Here is a 19,145-nt window from a genome sequence, read left to right on the forward strand (position 1 = left end):
AAAACCTCAGGAGCAAACATTGTCACGACCTTGGCACCCGACTGCACGTAGCGCCGCCGTAGGTCCGCTCTGAACATGGCGAGACCTGTCACTTGCAGTAATAGCTATCCGCAGACGTTGAGGGGCTGTTACTGCGATACGTGATTTTATTTGGGTATACGCAGGTCGGTAAAGTCATTGTCTCGTCCGCCGAGACCAACTCAAGCCGCTCGGGTGCATCGCCCTGCTCCACCCAGATTTGCAGTGCCGAGAACATCTCGTCGCGCCCCGACGCTGGCTGCGGCACGGGCACAGCGGGTCCACCTTCCGACCGCCCGCTGTGTGTGAAGCCTGGAATCAGGTAGAAGCGAAAGAACGGTTGCACGGTCTCAGCTCCGCCCATCTCGGCCATGACCTGTTCGTAGTAATGGATCGCGCCTTGCGCCGGAATGTATTCATCCGCTAGCCCCTGATACATCACCATCTTGCCTCCTGCTGCGGCGAATTCAGCCAAGTCGGGATCATTCGTGTTGATGTGACTGAACTCGGATTGTAGCCGCACGCCCTCCGCCTGTGCATTTGCCAGACCGGCATAGCCAAGAGTCTCGCGCCAAAGGTTCTCGCCGTCTCCGATTTCATTCTTGAAGAACTCGCTGCCGAGCGTGGGGTCCTGCAACGACAGGGCGGTCTGGTCGGCAGCCAGGACGAGGCCCGGCGCGCCACCGGCCGACGTCGTGGCTAAGTTGGTGTCACGGGTCCAGCCGAACCATAGCCTGTCGTCAGAAAGCGTGAGTTCTGCGCCATGATCTGTCTGCGGGTCCGGCGCGCCGCCGTCTGCCGTCTGGCCATACCAGATCTTGTTGATAACCCCCGCTTCGGCGGGAGTCAGGCATGTCTCGGCACCACCCTCTGAACCGTTGCCCCCGTCCGCACAGATCAGATTGTCATCTTCGGTCACGTCATAGCTGCAAGCCAGCGGGTCGATGAGGAACCCCAGTTCCGCACCTCCGCACGCCGCGATCGCGGCCTCGGTGGCTGTGGACAGCTTCTCGGGCGAGATCAGCTGGCCGAGGTCTTCCAGCATCGCGATCTGAGCATAGAGATTTGCCGTGTGGTATCTGGTCCAGTTGATAGCCGGAGAGCCGACAAGGATGCCGTCGAAATCCTCTGGGTAGGCCTGCGCCAGCTTCAAGCCTTGGCGGCCGCCGGTCGAAAAGCCGTCCCAGTATGCATATTCGTGTGGTCGCCCGTAATAGAGCCGGGTCAGCGCCTTGGTCTTTTCAGCCAGCTCATGCAGGCTGCGCTCGGAGAAGTCCTGCCAACCGACGGAACTGATGCTGCCATCAGGGTTCATGGCGAATGAGGGGTCGATGACCGATCCGACATGACCGTTGTCGGATGTTGCAACCACGAACCCTTGGGCCGCTGCGGCCGCATGCAGATCGTCGCTGGCGATGACGGAGAGACTCGTCTGCGGCGTCCCCGACCAGCCGCTGTTGCCGTAGGCACGGATGCGTTTGTTCCAGCTAACGGGAGTCGGCAGCAGAACTTCAATGCCGATTCCCGCCGAGGTGGATGGCGCTCCTTCGGGTCCTGGATTCCCGGGGCCAACCAGGAGCTTGACCAGACAAAGATCGGTTCCGGCAACGGGAATTGTAGCATTCGAACCGCCCTCAACCACCTCGGCGCCTGAGGCACCGCCCGGATCAAGAAGCAGCTGCTCGCCTTGCCTAAACGACTTCACGAGCAAAGCTTCGGTATCAGGCATTTCAGCGATCGAGGCCATGAGGCCGTCGTCGCAGGACGCCGCGCCGGAGGTCTCTGATTGCTGGGCCTCGGCGATGCCGAGAGACGCAAGCAAGGCGATGCTGGCAGTGGCCAGTGCGAGTATGCCGGAACTTCGGCGCCTTGTTTCCTTCGGACTGTCCGCAAAAGCCGCAGACTTGGCGTTCCGGGTCTTGAGTGCATGCTCCATTTCGGTCCTCCTGTTCAGCGTTTCGCGGACCAAGTCAGTCCGTGCCCTGGATAAGAAACTGACAGGAACGCCATTTATTTCAAGAACCCACCAAAAGGTGCGTTACTCCTAATTGTGAAACGGAGCCGGATGGCGAATGCGCTGTTGCTCAATCCAGATCAAAGGCGTCGGCAAGGAGAACCCGACGAGATCTTCGTCAGACAAGTTCTCACGAGCCTGAAACAGGTTCGCCTCGCATTTCGCTGCGTAGGAAGGCCCAGTCAACCAGCGCTTCTATCGCCGGGCCAAGAGCGAGGCCCATGTCACTGAGCGCATACTCGACCTTAGGCGGAACCTCGGGGTAGACTTTGCGGGTAACTATGCCGTCCTTTTCCAGATCCTTGAGCTGTTGGATGAGCATCTTCTGGTTCACGCCTTCGACCCGACGCTCAAGTTCAGAAAACCGCAACGGAGCCTTGGCGGCGAAGAGCTGAACGATGATGACGATCTTCCACTTGCCTTCGAGCACGCGCAGCGTTTCACTCGAAGCTGCGGCCCAGACAAGCTGTTGCTTGGGGTCTTCGCACCGCCAATCTCGCTCCATGTAACTTACCTTTTGGTTGGTAACCCACTTTTTGGTGGGTTCTTGCGTAATCCTGACTTGCTCCTCATTTAGCATCTTAACTGAATGTTTGTAAGACCCGGCACTGCCAAGAAAGCGATTATGAAACAACGACAGATAATTATCGGAATGCACCTGGGAAACGGCTACGGTTCGCAGCCCGGAGCCTGGCGCATGCCGGGGGTGGATCCGAAAAGCTACGTCAGCTTCGATGCGAAAGTCCGGCAGGCGAAGGCGGCAGAGCGGGGAAAGTTCCAGTTTCTTTTCCTGCCGGACGGTCCGAGCCAGATGGTCGACATCGACAACGAAGCCCCGAACTTCAACCTCGACGTCATGCTCACGCTGGCTGCAATCGCGCGCGAGACCAGCCGCATCGGTCTGATCGCGACCGGCTCCACCACCTTCAGCGAACCCTACAACCTGGCCCGGCAGTTCAAGGCGCTGGACATCATGAGCCATGGCAGGGCCGGCTGGAATGCCGTCACATCCAGCGGGGAGGACGTGGCCGCGAACTATGGCCAGCGGATACCGTCCAGCGCCGATCGCTATGGCCGTGCGGACGAGATGGTCCGGCTGGTGCAGGCTCTCTGGGGCAGCTGGGGGCAAGATGCATGGGTGCATGATCAGGCAACTGGGCAATTCGCCAAGGGTGACGACGTCGTCCCGATCAACCTTGGCGGAAAATATGTGGCCTCCCGCGGACCTCTCTACATTCCACCGTCCGAGCAGGGACAGCCTGTTGTCGTCCATGCGGGCGGCAGCCCGAACGCGCATGCTTTGGCAGGACGCTATGCAAGCGTTGCGATCGGCGCGAGCTTCACGATCGAGGATGCGCGCGCCCAACGGGCTGCCTTCCGTGCAGGAGCAGAACGTGCCGGCCGCGACCCTGATGAGATAAAGTATTTTCCTGGCCTGATGACGACAATCGCAAAGGACCGGCGCACGGCCCTTGATCGCCGGATTGCGATGACGGGGCGGACGTTTCCGCAGCGCACAGCCTATCTGCAGCAAATGCTGGGCGTGCGGCTCGATCCGGCGCGCCTCGACGATCCGATATCGCCGGACCAGCTGGCCGCAGCCCGTCCTTCGCCGCATGACCCCCGATCGGCTCATGCGCTGAAGATCGCGCGGCAGGGGTGGAGCCTGCGCGATGTGCTGGCCCATGGCGTGATTGACTACCACCCTGTCATTGCGGGACCCGCCGTTGAGGCGGCTGACCACATGCAGGAATGGTTCGAGGCCGAAGCTGCAGACGGCTTCTGGATCTCACCTGACATCTATGAAGACGGCGTCGATGCCTTCGTCGACGGGGTGGTGCCCATCCTGCAAGAGCGGGGGCTATTCCACACCGACTACGAGAGCGCCACACTGCGCGGTCATCTCGGCGCTCCCGCGCAGTATGGACCCGACCCGCGCGTCATGGATTGAGACCATAACCTCACAACACGAAAGGAAGCGACATGAAAATAGGAATTATCGGCATCGGGAACATCGGTGGCACCCTGGCCCGTAAGTTACGCGCGGCGGGACATGAGGTGCGCGTTGCGAACTCGAGGGGAGCCGACGCGGTCAGGGACTTCGCCGCAGAAATTGACGCCGTCGCGGCCGATGTCCGCGGCGCAGTGAAGACAGCTAACGCGATCATTCTGTCGATCCCGCTGCCCGCCCTGAGCGAGCTGCCCGCGGATCTTTTCGATAGCGTCCCCGCAGACGTCCCGATCATCGACACCAGCAACTACTATCCGGGAATGCGCGATCCCCAGATTCCGGAGTTGGATGAAGGAAAGGTCGAAAGCATCTGGGTTTCGGAGCAGATCGGCCGTCCGGTCATCAAGGCGTTCAACAACATCCTCGCGGAGTCGCTGGCTAACAAGGGCTGCAAGGAAGGCGCGCGCGAACGTCTGGCCGTAGGGGTGGCGGGCGACGATGCCGATGCGAAGCGCATTGCCATGGAGATCGTGAACGCAGTCGGATTCGATCCGGTAGATACCGGATCGCTGGCTGACAGCTGGCGTCATCAGCCTGGCACACCCGGATATTGCTGCGACTACGGTGCGGAGACCATGCGTCGCGGGCTAACCATGGCGGACGACGAAAAGCGCCTGAAAGCTCGCGATCTTTTGTTCGAGCGGATCAAGAGCTTTGACCGGTCTCTTGCGCCTTCGGACCTTCCTTGGCTGAACCGTGAGCACAACGGCGTTTCCTGACCCAGACAATCCCTAAACTCACTCGATAACTGTAGAGAAAGGTATCAACTCATGAAAATCGGTATTCTCGGAACAGGCCACATCGGCGCGTCGCCATGCGCAAACCACCCTGATTAGCGCCGCCACAAACTCCGTTCCAAACCCAAGCAATTATTGAACGTTTCTGGCAATGTTGAGAAATCAGCCATTCGCTGCAAACGCAAACGCAAACTCAGGTGCAGGTGATGGGCGAACTCACAGTGTGCGGGACAAAGCTGCCTTGCCCGCGACGAACCTGGGCGATCCACTTAGGCTCCTTCGCTTGTCATGCCGAGCAGCCAGTCCCGGACGTGCAATGAGGCATCAGACGCGCCTTGTCGGGGCGTCAGGAGATAGAAGTCAAGTCCACCTTCGAGAGTGCTGTCGAGCGGTTGCACAAGGTGCCCAGCCTTCAGGTCCCGCTGAACGAGGAAACGGCTTGCCAGCGCAATACCCTGCCCAGCCAAGGCCGCGTCGAGAGTCAGTGTCGTTTGGTTGAATCGAAGACCGCGCGACAGGTCTACTTCACCCCCGAAGGCCACTTCGATGAACTTCGGCCAAAGATCGTGTGTGTCGTGTAGGAGCGCCATGGACGAAAGAGCCGCCGTATCGAGCGGGCGACCCTGTGCCGCAACCAGATGTGGCGCGCAGACAGCGACAACCTCCTGCGGGAACAGAAGGTCGGCGCGCAAGCTCGCCCCGAACGGCGGTCGCCCCTGTCGGACCGCCAGGTCGATCCCGTCAGCGTGGAAGCTCGAGACGCGTTCGGTGGCGGTGATGCGGAGATCAATGTCGGGATAGGCTTGGGTGAACTCCGCGAGCCTTGGAATGAGCCATTTCGACGCAAAGGTGGGTGTCACGCTGATTGTCACACGCGACGGTGCTGACCGAAGCGCTGCGGTCGCCTCCCGGAGCTGGGAGAAAGCACGCAAGACCGCCGCGTGGTAGGCACGCCCCTCGTCGGTAAATGCCAGGCCGCGCGGCTCCCTCAAGAACAGGCGGAGCCCGAGATGTTCCTCGAGTCCGCGCACGTGCTGGGCCACCGCGCTCTGGGTCACGCCTAGATCGTCGGCCGCCGCGCGGAAGCTCAGATGTCTGCCCGCCGCTGCGAATGCCCGGAGGCCGTTAAGGGGCGGCAAGCCGTTTTCGTTCGACACGATAGATTTCCTACACTCATGAAACAGCCCATCTGGCTGGTCAGGGCACCCTATACCCCTTACTTGCTGGGAAACAGATGCAACCGGACTCTACGGCCAGTAAGGAGAATAGGACCATGGCAACAGAAAAAGTAGCACTCATCACGGCAGGCGGCAGCGGTATGGGAGCTGCTGCTGCGAAACGCCTGGCCTCCGACGGCTTCAAGGTCGGCGTCCTGTCTTCATCCGGAAAGGGGAAGGCACTTGCCGAAGATCTTGGCGGCTTCGGCGTCACCGGATCGAACCAGTCGGTCGAGGATCTTGCCCGCCTTGTCGACAGCGCGATGGACCGCTGGGGCCGCGTTGACGTCTTGGTGAACTCGGCCGGGCATGGACCCAAGGGCGAGATCCTCGAGATCACCGATGACGAGTGGCATGCGGCACTTGATGTCTACCTCCTGAACGTGATCCGTCCCACCCGTCTTGTAACGCCGATCATGGCGGCGCAGGGCGGCGGCGCGATCATCAACATTTCGACCTTCGCCGCCTTCGAGCCCGACCCGCTCTTTCCAACTTCGGGCATCTTTCGTGCCGGCCTCGCCGGTTTCGGGAAGCTATACGCGGACAAGTATGCCGCTCAGAACATCCGCATGAACAACGTTCTGCCGGGTTTCATTGATAGCCTGCCGGAGACCGAGGACCGCCGCGCGCGCATCCCAATGGGCCGCTACGGCAAAGGAGAAGAGGTCTCCTCGCTCATCGGCTGGCTCGCTGCGGAAGGCGGCAGCTATGTCACCGGGCAGAACTGGCGGATCGACGGAGGACTGACCCGTGGCGTCTGAGGCAACCAACATCAGCGAGCACAGCCAGACGGCGTTTATCATGAAGTGGGTGGCCTCGATCATCCAGATCGTCGGCTGCGCCGGAACCGGTTTCGGCTGGACGCCCTGAAATCTCTATCTGTTTCTCGTCGGCGTTCTGGGCTGGCTGATCGTCGGCGTGCTCTGGAAAGACAAGGCGATCAGCCCTTGGCACAAATCTGCGATAGCTGACCTTCACCGCGCGGGTCGCGAACTGGTAAGATGCGGGACGAAGTTGCCGTTGGTCCATCTGCTTCGATTGTCAGGTTTCGTTGCATCGGACCAAAGTTTTGTATATTCGGTTTTCACGGTCGGCAGACACCGAGGCGTCGCTGCTCCAATCGGGGTGCTAAACCTGCTACTATATCGAAGAAAACGACATCGCATTCACCAAGGCGTCGTTTCGTTAAGCCAGTGACCGACGAAGCATCAGAGCGCCTGAATTGGATGTATGATGACCAAAATACCTGTACCGCTTCACGTCACTGACGTGACAGTTTTCTCCCGCGCGCTTTCAAAGCAGCTTGGAGACACCAGCCCCGCCCATCTCGTGCTATTGAACATGGTCGCTAGGGCTGCGGGGTTCCAGAACCTGCAGCACATGCGTGCTGCGACCGCAGCTCGGAACCGCATTGGAAACCGAGAGTCCGAGTCCACCCCCGACGCCCGCTCTGTTGAACGCACGTTGAACCAGTTCGATGCGCTCGGGCGATTACAGCAATGGCCCTCCCGGCGGAGTGTTCAGACATTGGCACTTTGGGCGCTTTGGGCGACGTTCCCGGCGGAAAAGGTGCTTAGCGAGAAGGTCGTGAATGCGCATCTGGTCACCGAACACACATTTAAGGATGTGGCGACCCTACGGCGGACGATGATCTCTTGCGGGTTGATGACCAGAAATCGGGACGGATCAGACTATCGCCGGGTGGAGCAGAAGCCGCCCGCAGAGGCAAAAGCCGTCATCCGCAACCTGAGTGCCCGGCGGCGGGCGCGGTATGCAAGTGAAGGGGAGGCTCAAATTGCATAAGGGGTCATGTCTGTGCAAAGCCGTCCAGATATCCGTTCAGGGCGACCTTCCTCAACCAAATGCCTGCCACTGCACCGCCTGCCGTAAGCAAAGCGGTCACTTCGGAGCCACAGTCGATGTGCCGCGCTCTGCGGTATCCGTCACGGGGCATAAATATGTCCAGTGGTACCGCTCCTCAGAAAAGGTGCGGCGAGGGTTCTGTTCGATTTGCGGATCAGCGTTGTTTTGGGACCCCAGCCATCGTGATTGGACCGCTGTCGCCATGGGCGTGTTCGACGGCAAAGCCGATACCAGTCTATCCTTGCACATTTTTGTGGCTGAGAAAGGCGACTACTACAGAATCACCGACGGGCTTCCGCATAACGAGTATTAGGGTCGACGCCGGCGCATTGCAGGCGTTCGTGCATGGGCATGCATCGGTTACCTTGGGCTCAACAGGTGCCGTGCGGAGGTGTGGCACCCGGTTTTGACCCGGACCGGCCTTCGGCGCCGCTTCGGTTGACCGCTGTCAACCCGAAGCGGACCCACAGCCCTTGGCACAAATCTGCGATAGCTGACCTTCACTGCGCGGGTCGCGAACTGGTAAGATGCGGGACGGAGCTGCCGATCAGCCAGTTACGCGCATCTACCTTGCAACGCCGCAGCCGGCCCCATCTTCTCACAAGTCTGCACCGGCAAAGCCAGATGCGGAAACGGACCCGCACAGATCGTTCCATTCGCAACCGCCACAGGCTGACCGGATGCGGCTGGTCGCAAACGCGCGGCGCAGATTGCGAATACGTGTTCCATCGAGTGTCAGGCGCGTGCCAGGTTCAATCGTTAGCGCCAGCAGCACGCTGGTGTCATGCGCCGCAGCCCGGTCGCGCGTGGTCACGCTGTCGCGATGGCAATGCGGCTCTGGTCCCTTGAGAAGCGGCGCGCAGATGTCGTCGGGACCGCCAGTGATCTCGATTGTTTCTCCATCAGTCAGGCGCCCAATGATCGCATTCATATTGTCGGTGAAGGCAGGGCTATAGCCTCTGCCGACATAGGTGAGAATACAAAGCAGATGATGCGGACGAAGCCGGACTGTCATACGTCCGTGCGCTTCAGCCTGCCTGACACTACTTTGAGGACCATTGCCCCTAGTGCCGATTTCAGAACAGCGCCGATGAGGAATGGAACGACGCCCGCCATGATTGCCTGTTCGACCCCGATAAGGACAGACAGCCACGCTGCGCCTAGGACAAGGCATAATGCATTGCTGATCAGCATGCCGATGAAGGCCAGTCCGAGGCGCTGCCCGTTCCATCCGCGTTCCGCCAGCCAGCCCATGGCCATACCCGCAATCGGAAATGCAACGAGATAGCCGCCAGTCGGTCCGACGAAATGGTGCGCGCCTGCTGCGCCACCAGCCAGAACCGGCAAGCCCAACGCGCCTTCGGCCAGCCACGCAACGATCGTGATGCCGCCCAGCCGCCAGCCGTAGAGCGCGCCGACCAAAGCGACAGCAAAGGTCTGCATCGTCACTGGAACGGGAAACATCGGCACCGTGATATACGAAGACAGCGCCAAAAACAGCGTCCCGACGAACACTGCCCTGACCTGCCAGGCCAGTGAACGGCGTTTCAGGGGCAGATGGCTGGTCGGCGCTTCTACGGTGCCTGTGTTTGCGGTCGTCATGCGTGTCTCCTCACGAATCATAGATAATATTAGTGTCTTATCGCTAATAATGACATCAGACTGTCGCACAATTCAAGAAAACCTTGCAGGCTTGGTCTGCAAGGTCTCGGAAAGTTGGTCTATGAGCAGGTCAGGTAGCGGCAGGTGCTCGGCTATCAGCTATGGTGAACGGGGATCTTTCGCTTGGGCATTTGTCCGATCCACGTCACATGGCGGGCGAGAATGGTTGCTGCTGCATCGACATCGTTTGTACGAAGCGCCGCAAGGATAGCCCGATGATCGCGGTCTGTCGGCGTTTCCCATTCTGCGCGCCAGTCGGAAAAGAGAAAGCGGGCGCTTGCGATATGCAGATCGTCAATCGTGCGTAGCAGTCGGGGCATCTCGCAGGGTGTCAGAAGCAACCTGTGGAACCTGCGGTTCGCCTCTTCCCAAGCTTGAACGTCCCCCGCATGATCACCTGCCCGGGTGGCGTCTTCTGCTTCGTCCAATATGGATTTGCTCAGGTTTGGCACAGCGTTGCGTAGTGCCAGAACCTCAAGAGAGGCGCGCATCTCTGCGACCTCGCGCACCTCTGCGATGGTGAACGTCGAAACCCGGACACCTCTGCGTGGCTCGCTTTCGACCAATCCTTGCGATTCTAGCCTGCGGAAAGCTTCGCGTACCGGCACATGGCTGGCGCCGAATTCTTCGGCGATGTGATCCTGTCGCAGTGGTGACCCGGGCACAATCTGGCCCGAGATGATGCGACTGGCCAGTTCACGACTGATCCGAGCTGAAAGAGGTTCTGATTTCGTGGTCAACATGAATTATAGATAACTCACGCTGCGCCTGGCGTCGAGAGGGCCTCTTCAGGTCGTTCTTTGCGCGCTGTAAGAATAGCCGATTCAACACCGGTGCGCGGGGTGAGACAAGTGGAAGGCAGATCTTCGTGGAATTTCTCGGTACGAGAAATTATCTCTGACCTAGGGATCGGCGTCGAAAGCAGCTTTTCGCTGTGCCATGAGCGAGTGTCGGCAGTGTTGACAAAGCGGGCATTGGCTGCGCCACTTTAGTAGGATAGATTTTCAAATAACGCTGAGTGGAAGGTTTCTCCATGTCTATGAACAACCTAGTCGACAGCTATCGGGCAAATGCTGAACTGCACGGCAAATTCTCATTGGTAGGCGACGCAAGAAAAACCAATCATGCGTATGATGAACTGCTGAAGATCCTGAAGGCTTTGATTTCCACACGAACTGATAGACTGTTGTTTTCCCTATATGAAGATAACGACCTATTCGTCCAACTTTGGGCTGCTGCGCATACTCTGGAACTTGAAGAGCGCCGCGCGATAGATAAGTTACAAGAGATTGCAGAACTAGAACTGGATGCGCCACTTGTAAGCATGTGTGCCAGATACACCATCAAGGGCTGGAACGAAGGTGAGCTGCGGGTTCGACGGTCGGATCAATAGCGGCTCACTCACATTGTAGCTACCCGTCAATTTGGGATCGAAGCCGTCATCTGACACTTTTTGTAAGGCTTAGTGAACTTCCAACTAACATGAACGGCGGCAGTGCGGGGACAAAGCTGCCGCTCGCTGTGGTTGGATGAATGGTCGCTTAGCAAAGATTGTTCCTTGCGACAGCCCAGCTCGGGAGTGTGATCTCCCAGACGTCTTCGTCTTTTTTCCCGCCGTGATATGAACCTATACTCTTGCCGATGATACGTGCGCCCGTTTTCTCTTTAACCGCTTTGGATGCCGCATTCGTGCAGAGGCTTCTCACCAACAAGTGCGGCTTATCGAGTTCAAAGAACACAAAATCCTGCGTTTTCGAAACCGCATCCGTCATTATTCCTTTCCCCCAGTGAGCCTCGGACAGCCAGAATCCTCTGTTTTCTTTCTCATCGTCAAAAAACCGGTACTCGATTGTTCCAACAAGCTCTTTAGGGTGCTGCTTTTGAAAAACACCCCAGAAGTAAATCTCCTTTTCGACGGAGTCTTTCAGGCGTCGCTCAATGTACGAGCGTGCGCCGTCCGCCGGATAGGGCCAAGGAATGCCCCCGATACTCTTCACGACATTCCAGTTTGCAAAATGCTTCTGCATCGCTGGCGTGTCTGCCAAAGAGAAGGGGCGGAGGGAGATGCCTTTGATGTCCAAGGTAGGTGTTTGCATGCCCGAAACTCTGACATCCAAAATATCTCATCAGCGCTTGGGCTGCCAAATTTGGATCACAATATGCTAGGGTGATCCACCGAGACCGCCCAAAGTGGCGGACAAATGGCACCTGGACGAAGTTGCCCTTGCAATGAACGGGCAGAAGTATTGGCTGTGGCGCGCTGTTGATAGCAATGGCGATGTGCTGGACACCCTCGTTATTCTCGGCGCAATAAACAGGCCGAAAATCGGTTCTTTTCGCAAATTGTTCAAGGCGTTTGGCCAACCACGAGTTGTTGTCACGGACAAACTCCGGAGCTACGGGGGCGCCCTGAAAAACCTCGCTCCGGGAATAGAGCACTGCAGCCACAAGGGCATCAACAATTGATCCGAAGGATCACACAGGCCGACCCGACGGCGAGAAAAGATCAAGGGAAGATTCAAATCGCCAAAACAAGCCCGGCAATTTCTTTCCGTTCATGATCAGGTTCAAACCATCTTCCGTCCACGCCGCCATACACTTTCAGCTGCTGTCTATCGCCAGACCAGAGCCGATGCCCACTGGATTTGGGACGACATCACGCGTGACTTGCAGGCCGCCTAAGATCTAGCGCCCCGACTTACGCTGCCAGAAACGCCAATAACTTGAAGATGCCCATAATGGTGGTTTGATTTTTGGGGCGGATGCTTGGCCACAAGGTTCGTATAAGCAGGCTTGAAAGGTAATAATGTAAACTTTCCGCGTTTGGTTGTGTGAACCTGTTGGATATTGATAAGTGCGATCGCTGGCGGCGGCCTTGAGGCGCAGATTGCGTGAAGTTTCGCAAATTGTCTCCGACGGAATGCGCGGCTTTGTGGATCGCTGCTAACCCACCTTGGTACATTGATGCCGTCGGGGGGCGGTCACATCATCACAGCCGCCCTGGCTGGTCGTAATAGGCTTTCCGCTCTTTGCCGCCATGCAGAGCCGCGCGGCAACTTTTCAGGCGGTCAACCCGCCGTCCACACGCAGATCAACGCCCGTGATATAATTTGCTTCGTCCGAGGCCAAAAACAATGTGGCGTTCGCGATGTCCCAAGCGGTTCCCTGACGACCCATCGGTACCATTGCAGCGCGCTGCGCAGCCAGTGTTTCTGGCGAGGTTTCCTTGTCCACATAGGCATTCACATGCGGCGTCGCGATCATCCCGGGAAGGATCGAATTTGCGCGTATCCCATATTGAGCATTTTCACGCGCAACCGAACGGGCCAGACGGACCAGTGCCGCCTTCGAGACCTCGTAAGAGACATAGCTGTAAGGCGCGGAATAGACAGCAGCTAGAGACGAGACATAGATGATTGCACCCCCGTTCTGCGCGCGCATCGCTGGCAACACTGCACGGGTCAGGCGCATGGCCGCCGTCAGGTTTATTTCAAAAATCTGATCCCAGCTTGCATCGCTGGTTTCCAGAACACCGCCCCGCTGACTGATCCCCACGTTATAATCCAGAACGTCGACACCGCCCCAATGGGCCTGCATCGCGTTCATTACGATTTCTCCCGCCGCTTTGTCGGTCACATCGGCGCATAAAACCTGCGCCTCTCCACCCTCGGCCCGGATCAACTCGGCGGTTTCTGATGCTGCAGCTTCCTTGCGGTCGACGCACAGCACCCTTGCTCCTTCACGGGCAAGCCGCACTGCCGCAGCTTTTTCATTGCCCCAGCCTTTGCCTACGGACCCCGCGCCAATAACAGCAACGCGCTTGTCTTTCATTCGTTTCATAACTCAATTTCCAAGCAAGACATTTGGCAGCCACAAGACAATAGCTGGTTGCCAGACAAACAACGCCAATGCGCAAAGCTGGATCAACACAAAAGGAATAATGCCGCGATAGATTTCCGCCATCGAAACATGCGCACCGCCCGCACCCTTCAGATAGAACAGGGCAAACCCGAACGGAGGCGTAAGAAAAGAGGTCTGCAGGTTGACCGAAACAAGAATGGCAAACCAATAGATCATGTCAGCCGAGGACACGTGATCGCCAAAATCCATCGTCCGCACGATGGGAGCGAATATCGGCAGCATGATCAGCGTGATTTCGATCCAGTCAAAGAAAAAGCCCATGACAAAAATCATAAGCATCATCATTGCAAGCAAGCCCCAATCGCCAAAAGACAAACTGCGGGCCGTGGTGACAATGAAATGCTCCCCTCCGACCAGACGAAAGACATAGGAGAACGCAGTCGCCCCGACAAAGATGAAAAATAACATCGCAATGGTGCGGGTTGATCCGTCAAGCGCCGAGGCCAGCGCTTCACGGGTTAACCGGCCCCGTACCAGACCCAAGAGCAGCGCCGCAACGACCCCCACGCCAGAGGCTTCGGTCGGGGTGGCAACACCCCCCAGAATAGACCCAAGAACCGCGACAATCAGCAAAAACGGCAAACCAAGCGACACGACCAGTTCGCCCCATCCGTCGAATTTTTCAGTGCCGTCCTTTACCACCCGAGGCGCCATTTCAGGCCGGAGCCAGGCGATCGCGACAAAATAAACCAGATACAGACCCGCAAGCGCGAGGCCCGGCATCAACGCCGCGACAAACAACTTTGCCAGATTCAACGTAAGCAGGTCGCCCATAAAGACAAGCATGATCGACGGAGGAATGAGAATCCCAAGCGTCCCCGCACTTGCAATGGTTCCAGCGGCAAGCGACGATGCGTATGACAATGCGTCAGTCCACGGCATTGGCAGCCTGATCGGAGCGGGCTTTCGCGATGCCCCCCCGATGGCCGCCCCCTTGTCCGAGGTTTTGTTGCTAGACGGGTGTACTGTGTGCGACGGCTCTTGCGTGCAATTGCCGCTGGCCTGTGTGGACCCCGAAGGCACCATCTTCAGCGGCGATCTCAATCGCGGCGAAGGACCGGTTTGCGTGACCTTCGAGCTGTTGGTGATCAAGGAATAAAAGCCGCTTTTGCCGACCCAACGGTAGTGCATTTCTGGGATTTGGTGCCAGATGTGCAGAACGATATATTAAGGTGGGTTGCGCATTTTTCGAGCCCTAACTTGCATAATCCGCTGGATTTCCGCAGTTTGAAAAGGCTTGGAAGATTGAAGTGCTACAACGGGTAGGTCCATAGCACAGCGCTTCGAGCGCTCTTCGGTATTTTTTAAAGCTCGTCGATATCAAACACAAAACTGTCCTCTGCCATCCGGTTCGTGATCAGCGGAATAATATCTTGGCTGATCCGATCGGACGTGGGGTGAAAAAAGCCGGTGTCCTGCAGGGCCTTGCGGACATTGATCCGAGGACCGAGGTAATCAAGAAGAACTTTTGAGGCACCCGGCTTGCGACCGCGCCGCGTCGGGCCGCCGGTCTGAATCCCGACGAGACTTGTCAGGCGGTGTTGATGACTTGGGTACAGCGTCGCTTGGGTTATAGATTTCTTCTCCAGTGTTTCATATTCGACGATGTAGATACGATCCGCCAAATAGAACAGCGCGCCCTCGTATTTGTTCAGACCCATTGATTTTCCGGTATTGGGGTCGCGTAAAACTTCGATGTTCTTCCAGTAATATCTGCCGCTGACCTCGTGGATCGAGGCAAGAGACCGCGTGACCAAACCCTTGTTACCAAAGGAAAAGAAATAGCGGTAGTAAAAGCCAACATACCGATCAAGCTTCTGGCTTTCGCGATATATGCCCTCCAGCTTTTCAAGCGGTTTCTCCAGCGCGGCCGAGTGTTCTGGGACTCGCCTTAGCAAGATCATCTGTTCAAATTTGGGATGCTCCAGCAAAATCTCTGCTTCGGTCACACCGAAAAAGTCGCAGATCTTGCGCATGTTCGCGCGTGAAGGACGCGTCTGGCCTGCGAGATACTTGTTGAATTGCTGACGGTTCATACCCAATCGGCGGCACGCTTCGGCAATCGAGGGCCTATAGCTGCACAGCAGACCGAGATTGATGGCGAAATCATTCTTCATGCGTCCATTCGCACATAGAAGCCAATACAGTGTCAAGTCGCGAATACGAGCGAAATAGCCGAAGCACTTGCGATATGACATGCTTTCACCAAACAACAAGCGATCAGGGAGTGCAAACAATGAAGAAATTCGAACTTTCGCGGCGGGGATTTCTGGCCAGCGGTGTTGCGGTCGGAACCTTGGGACTGGCAGGAGCCTATCCTTTTGGCGCACGGGCGCAGGGAACGGAGCTTTTGCGGCTGCGGCTGGATGGCGACAACCAGATACTCGACCCCGGCTATATGATCGGCGGCACCGAGGTTGAGGCGCAAAAGCAATGTTTGCCTTTTCTGGCGCAGTACACCCGTGACGGCGACACCTTCGGCTGGGAACCAACTTACTATGTGACAAAGCTGGAGCAGCGCGACCCCACGCATATCGACTTTGAACTGACCGAAGGGCTGATCTGGTCGAACGGCTACGGGCCGCTGATGGCGTCGGATGTGAAATACTCCTACGAACGCATGAAAGGCACCGATTGGGGCGGCTATTTCGAGGCGCTCGACCATGTCGAAGTGACCGGCGACCGCACGGGCACCATTGTTCTCAACAAGCCTTTCGCGCCGTTTTTCATGGTCACCCTGTGCCACGGTCCGGGTGCTATCCTGTGCGAGAAGGCGACAGAAGACGCGGGCGGCAAATTCACCACCAAATTCCCGGCGATCTGCGGGCCGTACACCTACGAACAGATCCCCGGCCAGCGCACAACCTTTGCGTTGAACCCGGAATGGACGGGACCAAAGCCCGGCTTTGACACCGTCACCTTGCAGGTCATCACCGAAGTGAAAGCGGCTGAGCTTGCTTATGAAGCGGGCGAGCTTGATTGCACGGAACTGGGGGCGGACACGATGGCGCGCTACGCCGCCGCCATGCCGCCCAACTCGTCTCTGACGACGGCGGGCGAATTGCAGTACATGTGGATGGGCATGAACACCGAACATCCCAAGCTGCAGAACAAGCAGGTGCGACAGGCGATCCAGCATGCGGTGGATGTGGAATCGATCCTCGCGGGGGCCTATTCCGGCACCACCACGAAATCCAACGGGATCGTTTGTCCCGGTTTGATCGGCCACCGCGACGCCACCAAATCCTATAGCTACGATCCTGAAAAGGCGCGGGAACTGATGGACGCGTCCGGTGTGACCGGGCTGACCCTGACGTTGCGGACGCTGAACAATCAGGAACGCATGCTGACCTCGCAGATCATTCAGGCCAATCTGGCAGTGATCGGCATCACGGTGGAAATTCAGCCGCTCGACAGCGGCCCTTTCTGGGAAATGGGTTCGGAATCTGCGGGCGATACATGGCAGGATCTTCAGCTTTGGACGATGCGTTTTGCCGGCACGCCTGACCCCTACGAAGCAGCACAGTGGTTCGTGTCCTCGCAGGTGGGCATCTGGAACTGGGAGCGTTGGACCGACCCGGAATACGACCGGTTGTTTGATGCGGGCCTGGCAGAATCCGACCCCGAAAAGCGCAATGAGATCTATCTGAAGATGCAGGATATCATGGAAGAAACAGGCGCTTACGTCTGGATCAACCACGAGCCCGAAGCCTATGTGCACGGGGCAGATATCCAGATCAGCTCGGCACCGTCCGGCGAGTTGGATTATCGTCGTTTCCAAAGGATCTGATGTTTTGATGCCCTGCTGTCATCCGGCAGCGGGGCATCGATTGCTGGAAGCGTATCGGCCACGAAAGGGACTTCGTTAAGTGATCGCCTATCTGACCAAGCGGCTCGGCCTGTCGGTTGCCGTTGTGTTTCTTGTCGTCCTCATGCTGTTTTCGTTGCTGCAGATGATCCCCGGTGATCCGGCAACGGTGGCGCTTGGGCCGCGCGCGACTCCTGAAGCCATCGCGCGATATGCGGAAAAGATGCATCTGGACGAACCCGTCTGGCGGCAGTTCGCGATCTATGCAGGCAATGCAGCGACCGGCGATCTGGGTATCGACGTGTTCACCGAACGCCCGGTCACCGCGATCATCCTCGAACGGATCGGCTTTACGCTGGCCTTGATCTTTGCGGCGATGGGCTGGGCAATGCTGCTGGGTATTCCGCTTGGTTGTCTGGCCGCCGTGAAACCCAACACCTGGGTTGACCGGATCACCGGCGTCTTGTCGGTGGGCACCATCGCGGTGCCTTCGTTTCTTGTCTCGATCTGGGCGATCCTGATCTTTGCGGTCAATCTGCGCTGGCTTCCGGCCATTGGCGCAGGAGAGCCCGGCAATCTGACGGACCAGTTCACGCACCTCATTCTGCCTGCTTTTGCCGTCGGGCTGAGTTGGGTGGGATACCTTGCCCGGATGGTCCGCGCCTCGATGCTTGAGGTGATGGGCGAAACCTATATCCGGTCGGCCCGCGCCTTTGGCCTGACACAGCGGCGTATCGTGTTCGGCTACGCGTTGCGCGTCGCCATCCTGCCGACGATCACCTTGATCGGGATGGGGTTCGGCGGCCTGATCTCGGCTGCCGTTTTCGCCGAGATCATCTTTGCCCGTCCGGGACTTGGCAAGCTGATCTTCGATTCCGTAATGGCGCGTAATTTCCCGATTGTGCAGGGCGGCGTTCTGGTCGCGACCACACTCTACCTGGGCGTCGTCCTTTTCTCTGACCTTCTTATTGCTTGGATTGATCCGCGTGTCCGTGATTCCCTCTGAAGTCATTATCGTCGAGGCCCCCGATATCCGGGAGTCCGCAGCGCGCGAGCGCCGCGAGAAACTAACGGCGTTCCTGCACAACTGGCAGGGCGTGGTCGGGCTTGTGCTGGTGGTGGTGTTCTTTATCAGCGCGATCTTTGCCCCTTGGCTGGCCCCTTACGAGCCCAACACGATGGACATTCCTTCCCGTCTGTCGCCGCCGGTCTGGGATCATATCGCGGGGACGGACCAACTGGGCCGCGATACGTTTTCACGTCTGCTCTATGGCGGGCGCGTTGCGCTGAAGATCGCAGCAATCGGCGTTTCGGTGTCACTGGCGATCGGCTTGTTGCTGGGCATGATCGCGGGGCTGGGGCCACGGTGGCTGGACAATCTGCTGTTGCTGCTTTTCGATGCGGTGCGCGCCTTTCCGACGATCATTCTGGCGCTGGCCACGGTGGCTTTGACCGGTCCCAGCATGGAAATGGTGCTGGCCATCGTGATCATCACGTCGATCCCGCAATATGCGCGCGTGACGCGGACCGCCACGATGTCATTGCGCAATACGGAATTCATTCAGGCCGAACGCTCGCTCGGGGCCTCGACCATTCGGATCCTGTGGCACCATATCCTGCCCAACGTCATCGGACCCTTGCTGATCCTGGCCGCGATGGACGTGCCGGTCGTGGTCTCGGTCGAGGCAGGGCTCAGCTTTCTGGGGCTGGGTGTTCTGCCGCCCACGGCAAGCTGGGGCACGATCCTGAACGAAGGCTATCTGGTCATCCGCGATGCGCCCTGGATGGTGGTTGCCGCCGGAATTCCGCTGATCCTGACCACTCTTGGTTTCACATTTCTGGGCGAAGCGCTGCGCGACATCTTCGATCCGCGCATGGGCAGAGGACGCTGACG

21 protein-coding genes and 1 pseudogene are annotated in these 19,145 nt (G+C 58.1%); 12 read left to right on the plus strand and 10 right to left on the minus strand.

Annotated elements, in window-relative coordinates:
- Window positions 1-88: 88 nt before the first annotated feature.
- Window positions 89-1,954 (minus strand): tannase/feruloyl esterase family alpha/beta hydrolase, encoded by a 1,866-nt coding sequence (locus tag SULPSESMR1_RS00610; RefSeq protein ID WP_089419083.1) that lies wholly within the window; start codon window positions 1,952-1,954, stop codon window positions 89-91.
- A 208-nt stretch (window positions 1,955-2,162) separates the two neighbouring features.
- Complete coding sequence (locus tag SULPSESMR1_RS00615; protein WP_089422058.1) at window positions 2,163-2,537, minus strand: winged helix-turn-helix transcriptional regulator; 375 nt, start codon at window positions 2,535-2,537, stop codon at window positions 2,163-2,165.
- A gap of 120 nt (window positions 2,538-2,657) precedes the next feature.
- Here SULPSESMR1_RS00615 and SULPSESMR1_RS00620 point away from each other — a divergent pair, with 120 nt between their 5' ends.
- Window positions 2,658-3,983, plus strand: coding sequence for an NtaA/DmoA family FMN-dependent monooxygenase (locus SULPSESMR1_RS00620; RefSeq protein WP_089419084.1), 1,326 nt, complete (start codon window positions 2,658-2,660; stop codon window positions 3,981-3,983).
- A gap of 32 nt (window positions 3,984-4,015) precedes the next feature.
- Complete coding sequence (locus tag SULPSESMR1_RS00625) at window positions 4,016-4,762, plus strand: NADPH-dependent F420 reductase (protein WP_089419085.1); 747 nt, start codon at window positions 4,016-4,018, stop codon at window positions 4,760-4,762.
- Between the two features lie 287 nt (window positions 4,763-5,049).
- On the opposite strand, the gene SULPSESMR1_RS00630 is transcribed toward SULPSESMR1_RS00625, so the two are convergent.
- On the minus strand, window positions 5,050-5,937 hold the full coding sequence (locus SULPSESMR1_RS00630) for a LysR substrate-binding domain-containing protein (RefSeq protein ID WP_089419086.1): 888 nt from the start codon (window positions 5,935-5,937) through the stop codon (window positions 5,050-5,052).
- A gap of 116 nt (window positions 5,938-6,053) precedes the next feature.
- Here SULPSESMR1_RS00630 and SULPSESMR1_RS00635 point away from each other — a divergent pair, with 116 nt between their 5' ends.
- The 4 genes and pseudogenes from SULPSESMR1_RS00635 to SULPSESMR1_RS00650 all read left to right on the plus strand — a co-directional run bounded on the left by SULPSESMR1_RS00635 (window position 6,054) and on the right by SULPSESMR1_RS00650 (window position 8,173).
- Window positions 6,054-6,758, plus strand: coding sequence for an SDR family oxidoreductase (locus SULPSESMR1_RS00635; protein WP_089419087.1), 705 nt, complete (start codon window positions 6,054-6,056; stop codon window positions 6,756-6,758).
- Between the two features lie 40 nt (window positions 6,759-6,798).
- Window positions 6,799-7,194 (plus strand): annotated as a pseudogene (locus SULPSESMR1_RS25920) (DUF6552 family protein).
- 36 nt (window positions 7,195-7,230) lie between these two features.
- On the plus strand, window positions 7,231-7,800 hold the full coding sequence (locus tag SULPSESMR1_RS00645; RefSeq protein ID WP_089422059.1) for a DUF2087 domain-containing protein: 570 nt from the start codon (window positions 7,231-7,233) through the stop codon (window positions 7,798-7,800).
- The gene (locus SULPSESMR1_RS00650) at window positions 7,769-8,173 is read left to right on the plus strand and encodes a GFA family protein (RefSeq protein ID WP_198362825.1); all 405 of its coding nucleotides are present in this window, start codon (window positions 7,769-7,771) and stop codon (window positions 8,171-8,173) included. Before SULPSESMR1_RS00645 ends, SULPSESMR1_RS00650 begins: the two co-directional genes overlap by 32 nt.
- A gap of 285 nt (window positions 8,174-8,458) precedes the next feature.
- Here the strand turns inward: SULPSESMR1_RS00650 and SULPSESMR1_RS00655 are convergent, their stop codons facing one another.
- The 3 genes from SULPSESMR1_RS00655 to SULPSESMR1_RS00665 all read right to left on the minus strand — a co-directional run bounded on the left by SULPSESMR1_RS00655 (window position 8,459) and on the right by SULPSESMR1_RS00665 (window position 10,265).
- Window positions 8,459-8,875 carry a DUF1284 domain-containing protein gene (locus tag SULPSESMR1_RS00655; protein ID WP_089419089.1) on the minus strand — a complete coding sequence of 139 codons (417 nt, stop codon included), beginning with the start codon at window positions 8,873-8,875 and terminating at the stop codon, window positions 8,459-8,461.
- Window positions 8,872-9,462 carry a biotin transporter BioY gene (locus SULPSESMR1_RS00660; protein ID WP_089419090.1) on the minus strand — a complete coding sequence of 197 codons (591 nt, stop codon included), beginning with the start codon at window positions 9,460-9,462 and terminating at the stop codon, window positions 8,872-8,874. The genes SULPSESMR1_RS00655 and SULPSESMR1_RS00660 overlap by 4 nt, the downstream gene beginning before the upstream one ends.
- A gap of 155 nt (window positions 9,463-9,617) precedes the next feature.
- Window positions 9,618-10,265 (minus strand): GntR family transcriptional regulator, encoded by a 648-nt coding sequence (locus SULPSESMR1_RS00665; RefSeq protein ID WP_089419091.1) that lies wholly within the window; start codon window positions 10,263-10,265, stop codon window positions 9,618-9,620.
- Window positions 10,266-10,555: 290 nt separating this feature from the next.
- Between SULPSESMR1_RS00665 and SULPSESMR1_RS00670 the strand changes: the two genes are divergently transcribed.
- On the plus strand, window positions 10,556-10,915 hold the full coding sequence (locus SULPSESMR1_RS00670; protein ID WP_089419092.1) for a DUF2019 domain-containing protein: 360 nt from the start codon (window positions 10,556-10,558) through the stop codon (window positions 10,913-10,915).
- A 148-nt stretch (window positions 10,916-11,063) separates the two neighbouring features.
- Here the strand turns inward: SULPSESMR1_RS00670 and SULPSESMR1_RS00675 are convergent, their stop codons facing one another.
- Window positions 11,064-11,618, minus strand: a complete 555-nt coding sequence (locus tag SULPSESMR1_RS00675; RefSeq protein WP_089419093.1) for a GNAT family N-acetyltransferase — start codon at window positions 11,616-11,618, stop codon at window positions 11,064-11,066.
- A gap of 94 nt (window positions 11,619-11,712) precedes the next feature.
- On the opposite strand from SULPSESMR1_RS00675, the gene SULPSESMR1_RS25925 reads away from it, so the two are divergent.
- Window positions 11,713-11,988, plus strand: a complete 276-nt coding sequence (locus SULPSESMR1_RS25925) for a DDE-type integrase/transposase/recombinase (protein WP_421086553.1) — start codon at window positions 11,713-11,715, stop codon at window positions 11,986-11,988.
- A 594-nt stretch (window positions 11,989-12,582) separates the two neighbouring features.
- Here SULPSESMR1_RS25925 and SULPSESMR1_RS00685 read toward each other — a convergent pair.
- Together SULPSESMR1_RS00685 and SULPSESMR1_RS00690 are read right to left on the minus strand one after the other, a co-directional pair.
- Window positions 12,583-13,362, minus strand: a complete 780-nt coding sequence (locus SULPSESMR1_RS00685; RefSeq protein ID WP_089419094.1) for an SDR family NAD(P)-dependent oxidoreductase — start codon at window positions 13,360-13,362, stop codon at window positions 12,583-12,585.
- A 3-nt stretch (window positions 13,363-13,365) separates the two neighbouring features.
- Window positions 13,366-14,325 (minus strand): TRAP transporter large permease, encoded by a 960-nt coding sequence (locus SULPSESMR1_RS00690; RefSeq protein WP_240311435.1) that lies wholly within the window; start codon window positions 14,323-14,325, stop codon window positions 13,366-13,368.
- Here SULPSESMR1_RS00690 and SULPSESMR1_RS25360 point away from each other — a divergent pair.
- On the plus strand, window positions 14,243-14,542 hold the full coding sequence (locus tag SULPSESMR1_RS25360; RefSeq protein WP_240311491.1) for a hypothetical protein: 300 nt from the start codon (window positions 14,243-14,245) through the stop codon (window positions 14,540-14,542). The two genes, SULPSESMR1_RS00690 and SULPSESMR1_RS25360, sit on opposite strands and share 83 nt — an antisense overlap.
- Window positions 14,543-14,747: 205 nt before the next feature.
- Here the strand turns inward: SULPSESMR1_RS25360 and SULPSESMR1_RS00695 are convergent, their stop codons facing one another.
- Window positions 14,748-15,560 carry a helix-turn-helix domain-containing protein gene (locus tag SULPSESMR1_RS00695; RefSeq protein WP_089419096.1) on the minus strand — a complete coding sequence of 271 codons (813 nt, stop codon included), beginning with the start codon at window positions 15,558-15,560 and terminating at the stop codon, window positions 14,748-14,750.
- 119 nt (window positions 15,561-15,679) lie between these two features.
- Between SULPSESMR1_RS00695 and SULPSESMR1_RS00700 the strand changes: the two genes are divergently transcribed.
- The 3 genes from SULPSESMR1_RS00700 to SULPSESMR1_RS00710 all read left to right on the plus strand — a co-directional run bounded on the left by SULPSESMR1_RS00700 (window position 15,680) and on the right by SULPSESMR1_RS00710 (window position 19,143).
- Window positions 15,680-17,233, plus strand: a complete 1,554-nt coding sequence (locus SULPSESMR1_RS00700; RefSeq protein ID WP_157728936.1) for an ABC transporter substrate-binding protein — start codon at window positions 15,680-15,682, stop codon at window positions 17,231-17,233.
- A gap of 79 nt (window positions 17,234-17,312) precedes the next feature.
- The gene (locus tag SULPSESMR1_RS00705) at window positions 17,313-18,257 is read left to right on the plus strand and encodes an ABC transporter permease (RefSeq protein ID WP_162791908.1); all 945 of its coding nucleotides are present in this window, start codon (window positions 17,313-17,315) and stop codon (window positions 18,255-18,257) included.
- The gene (locus SULPSESMR1_RS00710) at window positions 18,238-19,143 is read left to right on the plus strand and encodes an ABC transporter permease (protein ID WP_240311434.1); all 906 of its coding nucleotides are present in this window, start codon (window positions 18,238-18,240) and stop codon (window positions 19,141-19,143) included. Before SULPSESMR1_RS00705 ends, SULPSESMR1_RS00710 begins: the two co-directional genes overlap by 20 nt.
- Window positions 19,144-19,145: the final 2 nt, after the last annotated feature.

The organism is Pseudosulfitobacter pseudonitzschiae (genome assembly GCF_002222635.1).
GTDB lineage: Bacteria > Pseudomonadota > Alphaproteobacteria > Rhodobacterales > Rhodobacteraceae > Pseudosulfitobacter > Pseudosulfitobacter pseudonitzschiae_A.

Coding starts and splice junctions, on each gene's coding strand:
- SULPSESMR1_RS00610 (WP_089419083.1), bottom strand. CDS start 1,954: ATGGAGCATGCACTCAAGACCCGGAACGCCAAGTCTGCGGCTTTTGCG.
- SULPSESMR1_RS00615 (WP_089422058.1), bottom strand. CDS start 2,537: ATGGAGCGAGATTGGCGGTGCGAAGACCCCAAGCAACAGCTTGTCTGG.
- SULPSESMR1_RS00620 (WP_089419084.1), top strand. CDS start 2,658: ATGAAACAACGACAGATAATTATCGGAATGCACCTGGGAAACGGCTAC.
- SULPSESMR1_RS00625 (WP_089419085.1), top strand. CDS start 4,016: ATGAAAATAGGAATTATCGGCATCGGGAACATCGGTGGCACCCTGGCC.
- SULPSESMR1_RS00635 (WP_089419087.1), top strand. CDS start 6,054: ATGGCAACAGAAAAAGTAGCACTCATCACGGCAGGCGGCAGCGGTATG.
- SULPSESMR1_RS00645 (WP_089422059.1), top strand. CDS start 7,231: ATGACCAAAATACCTGTACCGCTTCACGTCACTGACGTGACAGTTTTC.
- SULPSESMR1_RS00650 (WP_198362825.1), top strand. CDS start 7,769: ATGCAAGTGAAGGGGAGGCTCAAATTGCATAAGGGGTCATGTCTGTGC.
- SULPSESMR1_RS00655 (WP_089419089.1), bottom strand. CDS start 8,875: ATGACAGTCCGGCTTCGTCCGCATCATCTGCTTTGTATTCTCACCTAT.
- SULPSESMR1_RS00660 (WP_089419090.1), bottom strand. CDS start 9,462: ATGACGACCGCAAACACAGGCACCGTAGAAGCGCCGACCAGCCATCTG.
- SULPSESMR1_RS00665 (WP_089419091.1), bottom strand. CDS start 10,265: ATGTTGACCACGAAATCAGAACCTCTTTCAGCTCGGATCAGTCGTGAA.
- SULPSESMR1_RS00670 (WP_089419092.1), top strand. CDS start 10,556: ATGTCTATGAACAACCTAGTCGACAGCTATCGGGCAAATGCTGAACTG.
- SULPSESMR1_RS00675 (WP_089419093.1), bottom strand. CDS start 11,618: ATGCAAACACCTACCTTGGACATCAAAGGCATCTCCCTCCGCCCCTTC.
- SULPSESMR1_RS00685 (WP_089419094.1), bottom strand. CDS start 13,362: ATGAAACGAATGAAAGACAAGCGCGTTGCTGTTATTGGCGCGGGGTCC.
- SULPSESMR1_RS25360 (WP_240311491.1), top strand. CDS start 14,243: ATGAGAATCCCAAGCGTCCCCGCACTTGCAATGGTTCCAGCGGCAAGC.
- SULPSESMR1_RS00690 (WP_240311435.1), bottom strand. CDS start 14,325: ATGCCGTGGACTGACGCATTGTCATACGCATCGTCGCTTGCCGCTGGA.
- SULPSESMR1_RS00695 (WP_089419096.1), bottom strand. CDS start 15,560: ATGAAGAATGATTTCGCCATCAATCTCGGTCTGCTGTGCAGCTATAGG.
- SULPSESMR1_RS00700 (WP_157728936.1), top strand. CDS start 15,680: ATGAAGAAATTCGAACTTTCGCGGCGGGGATTTCTGGCCAGCGGTGTT.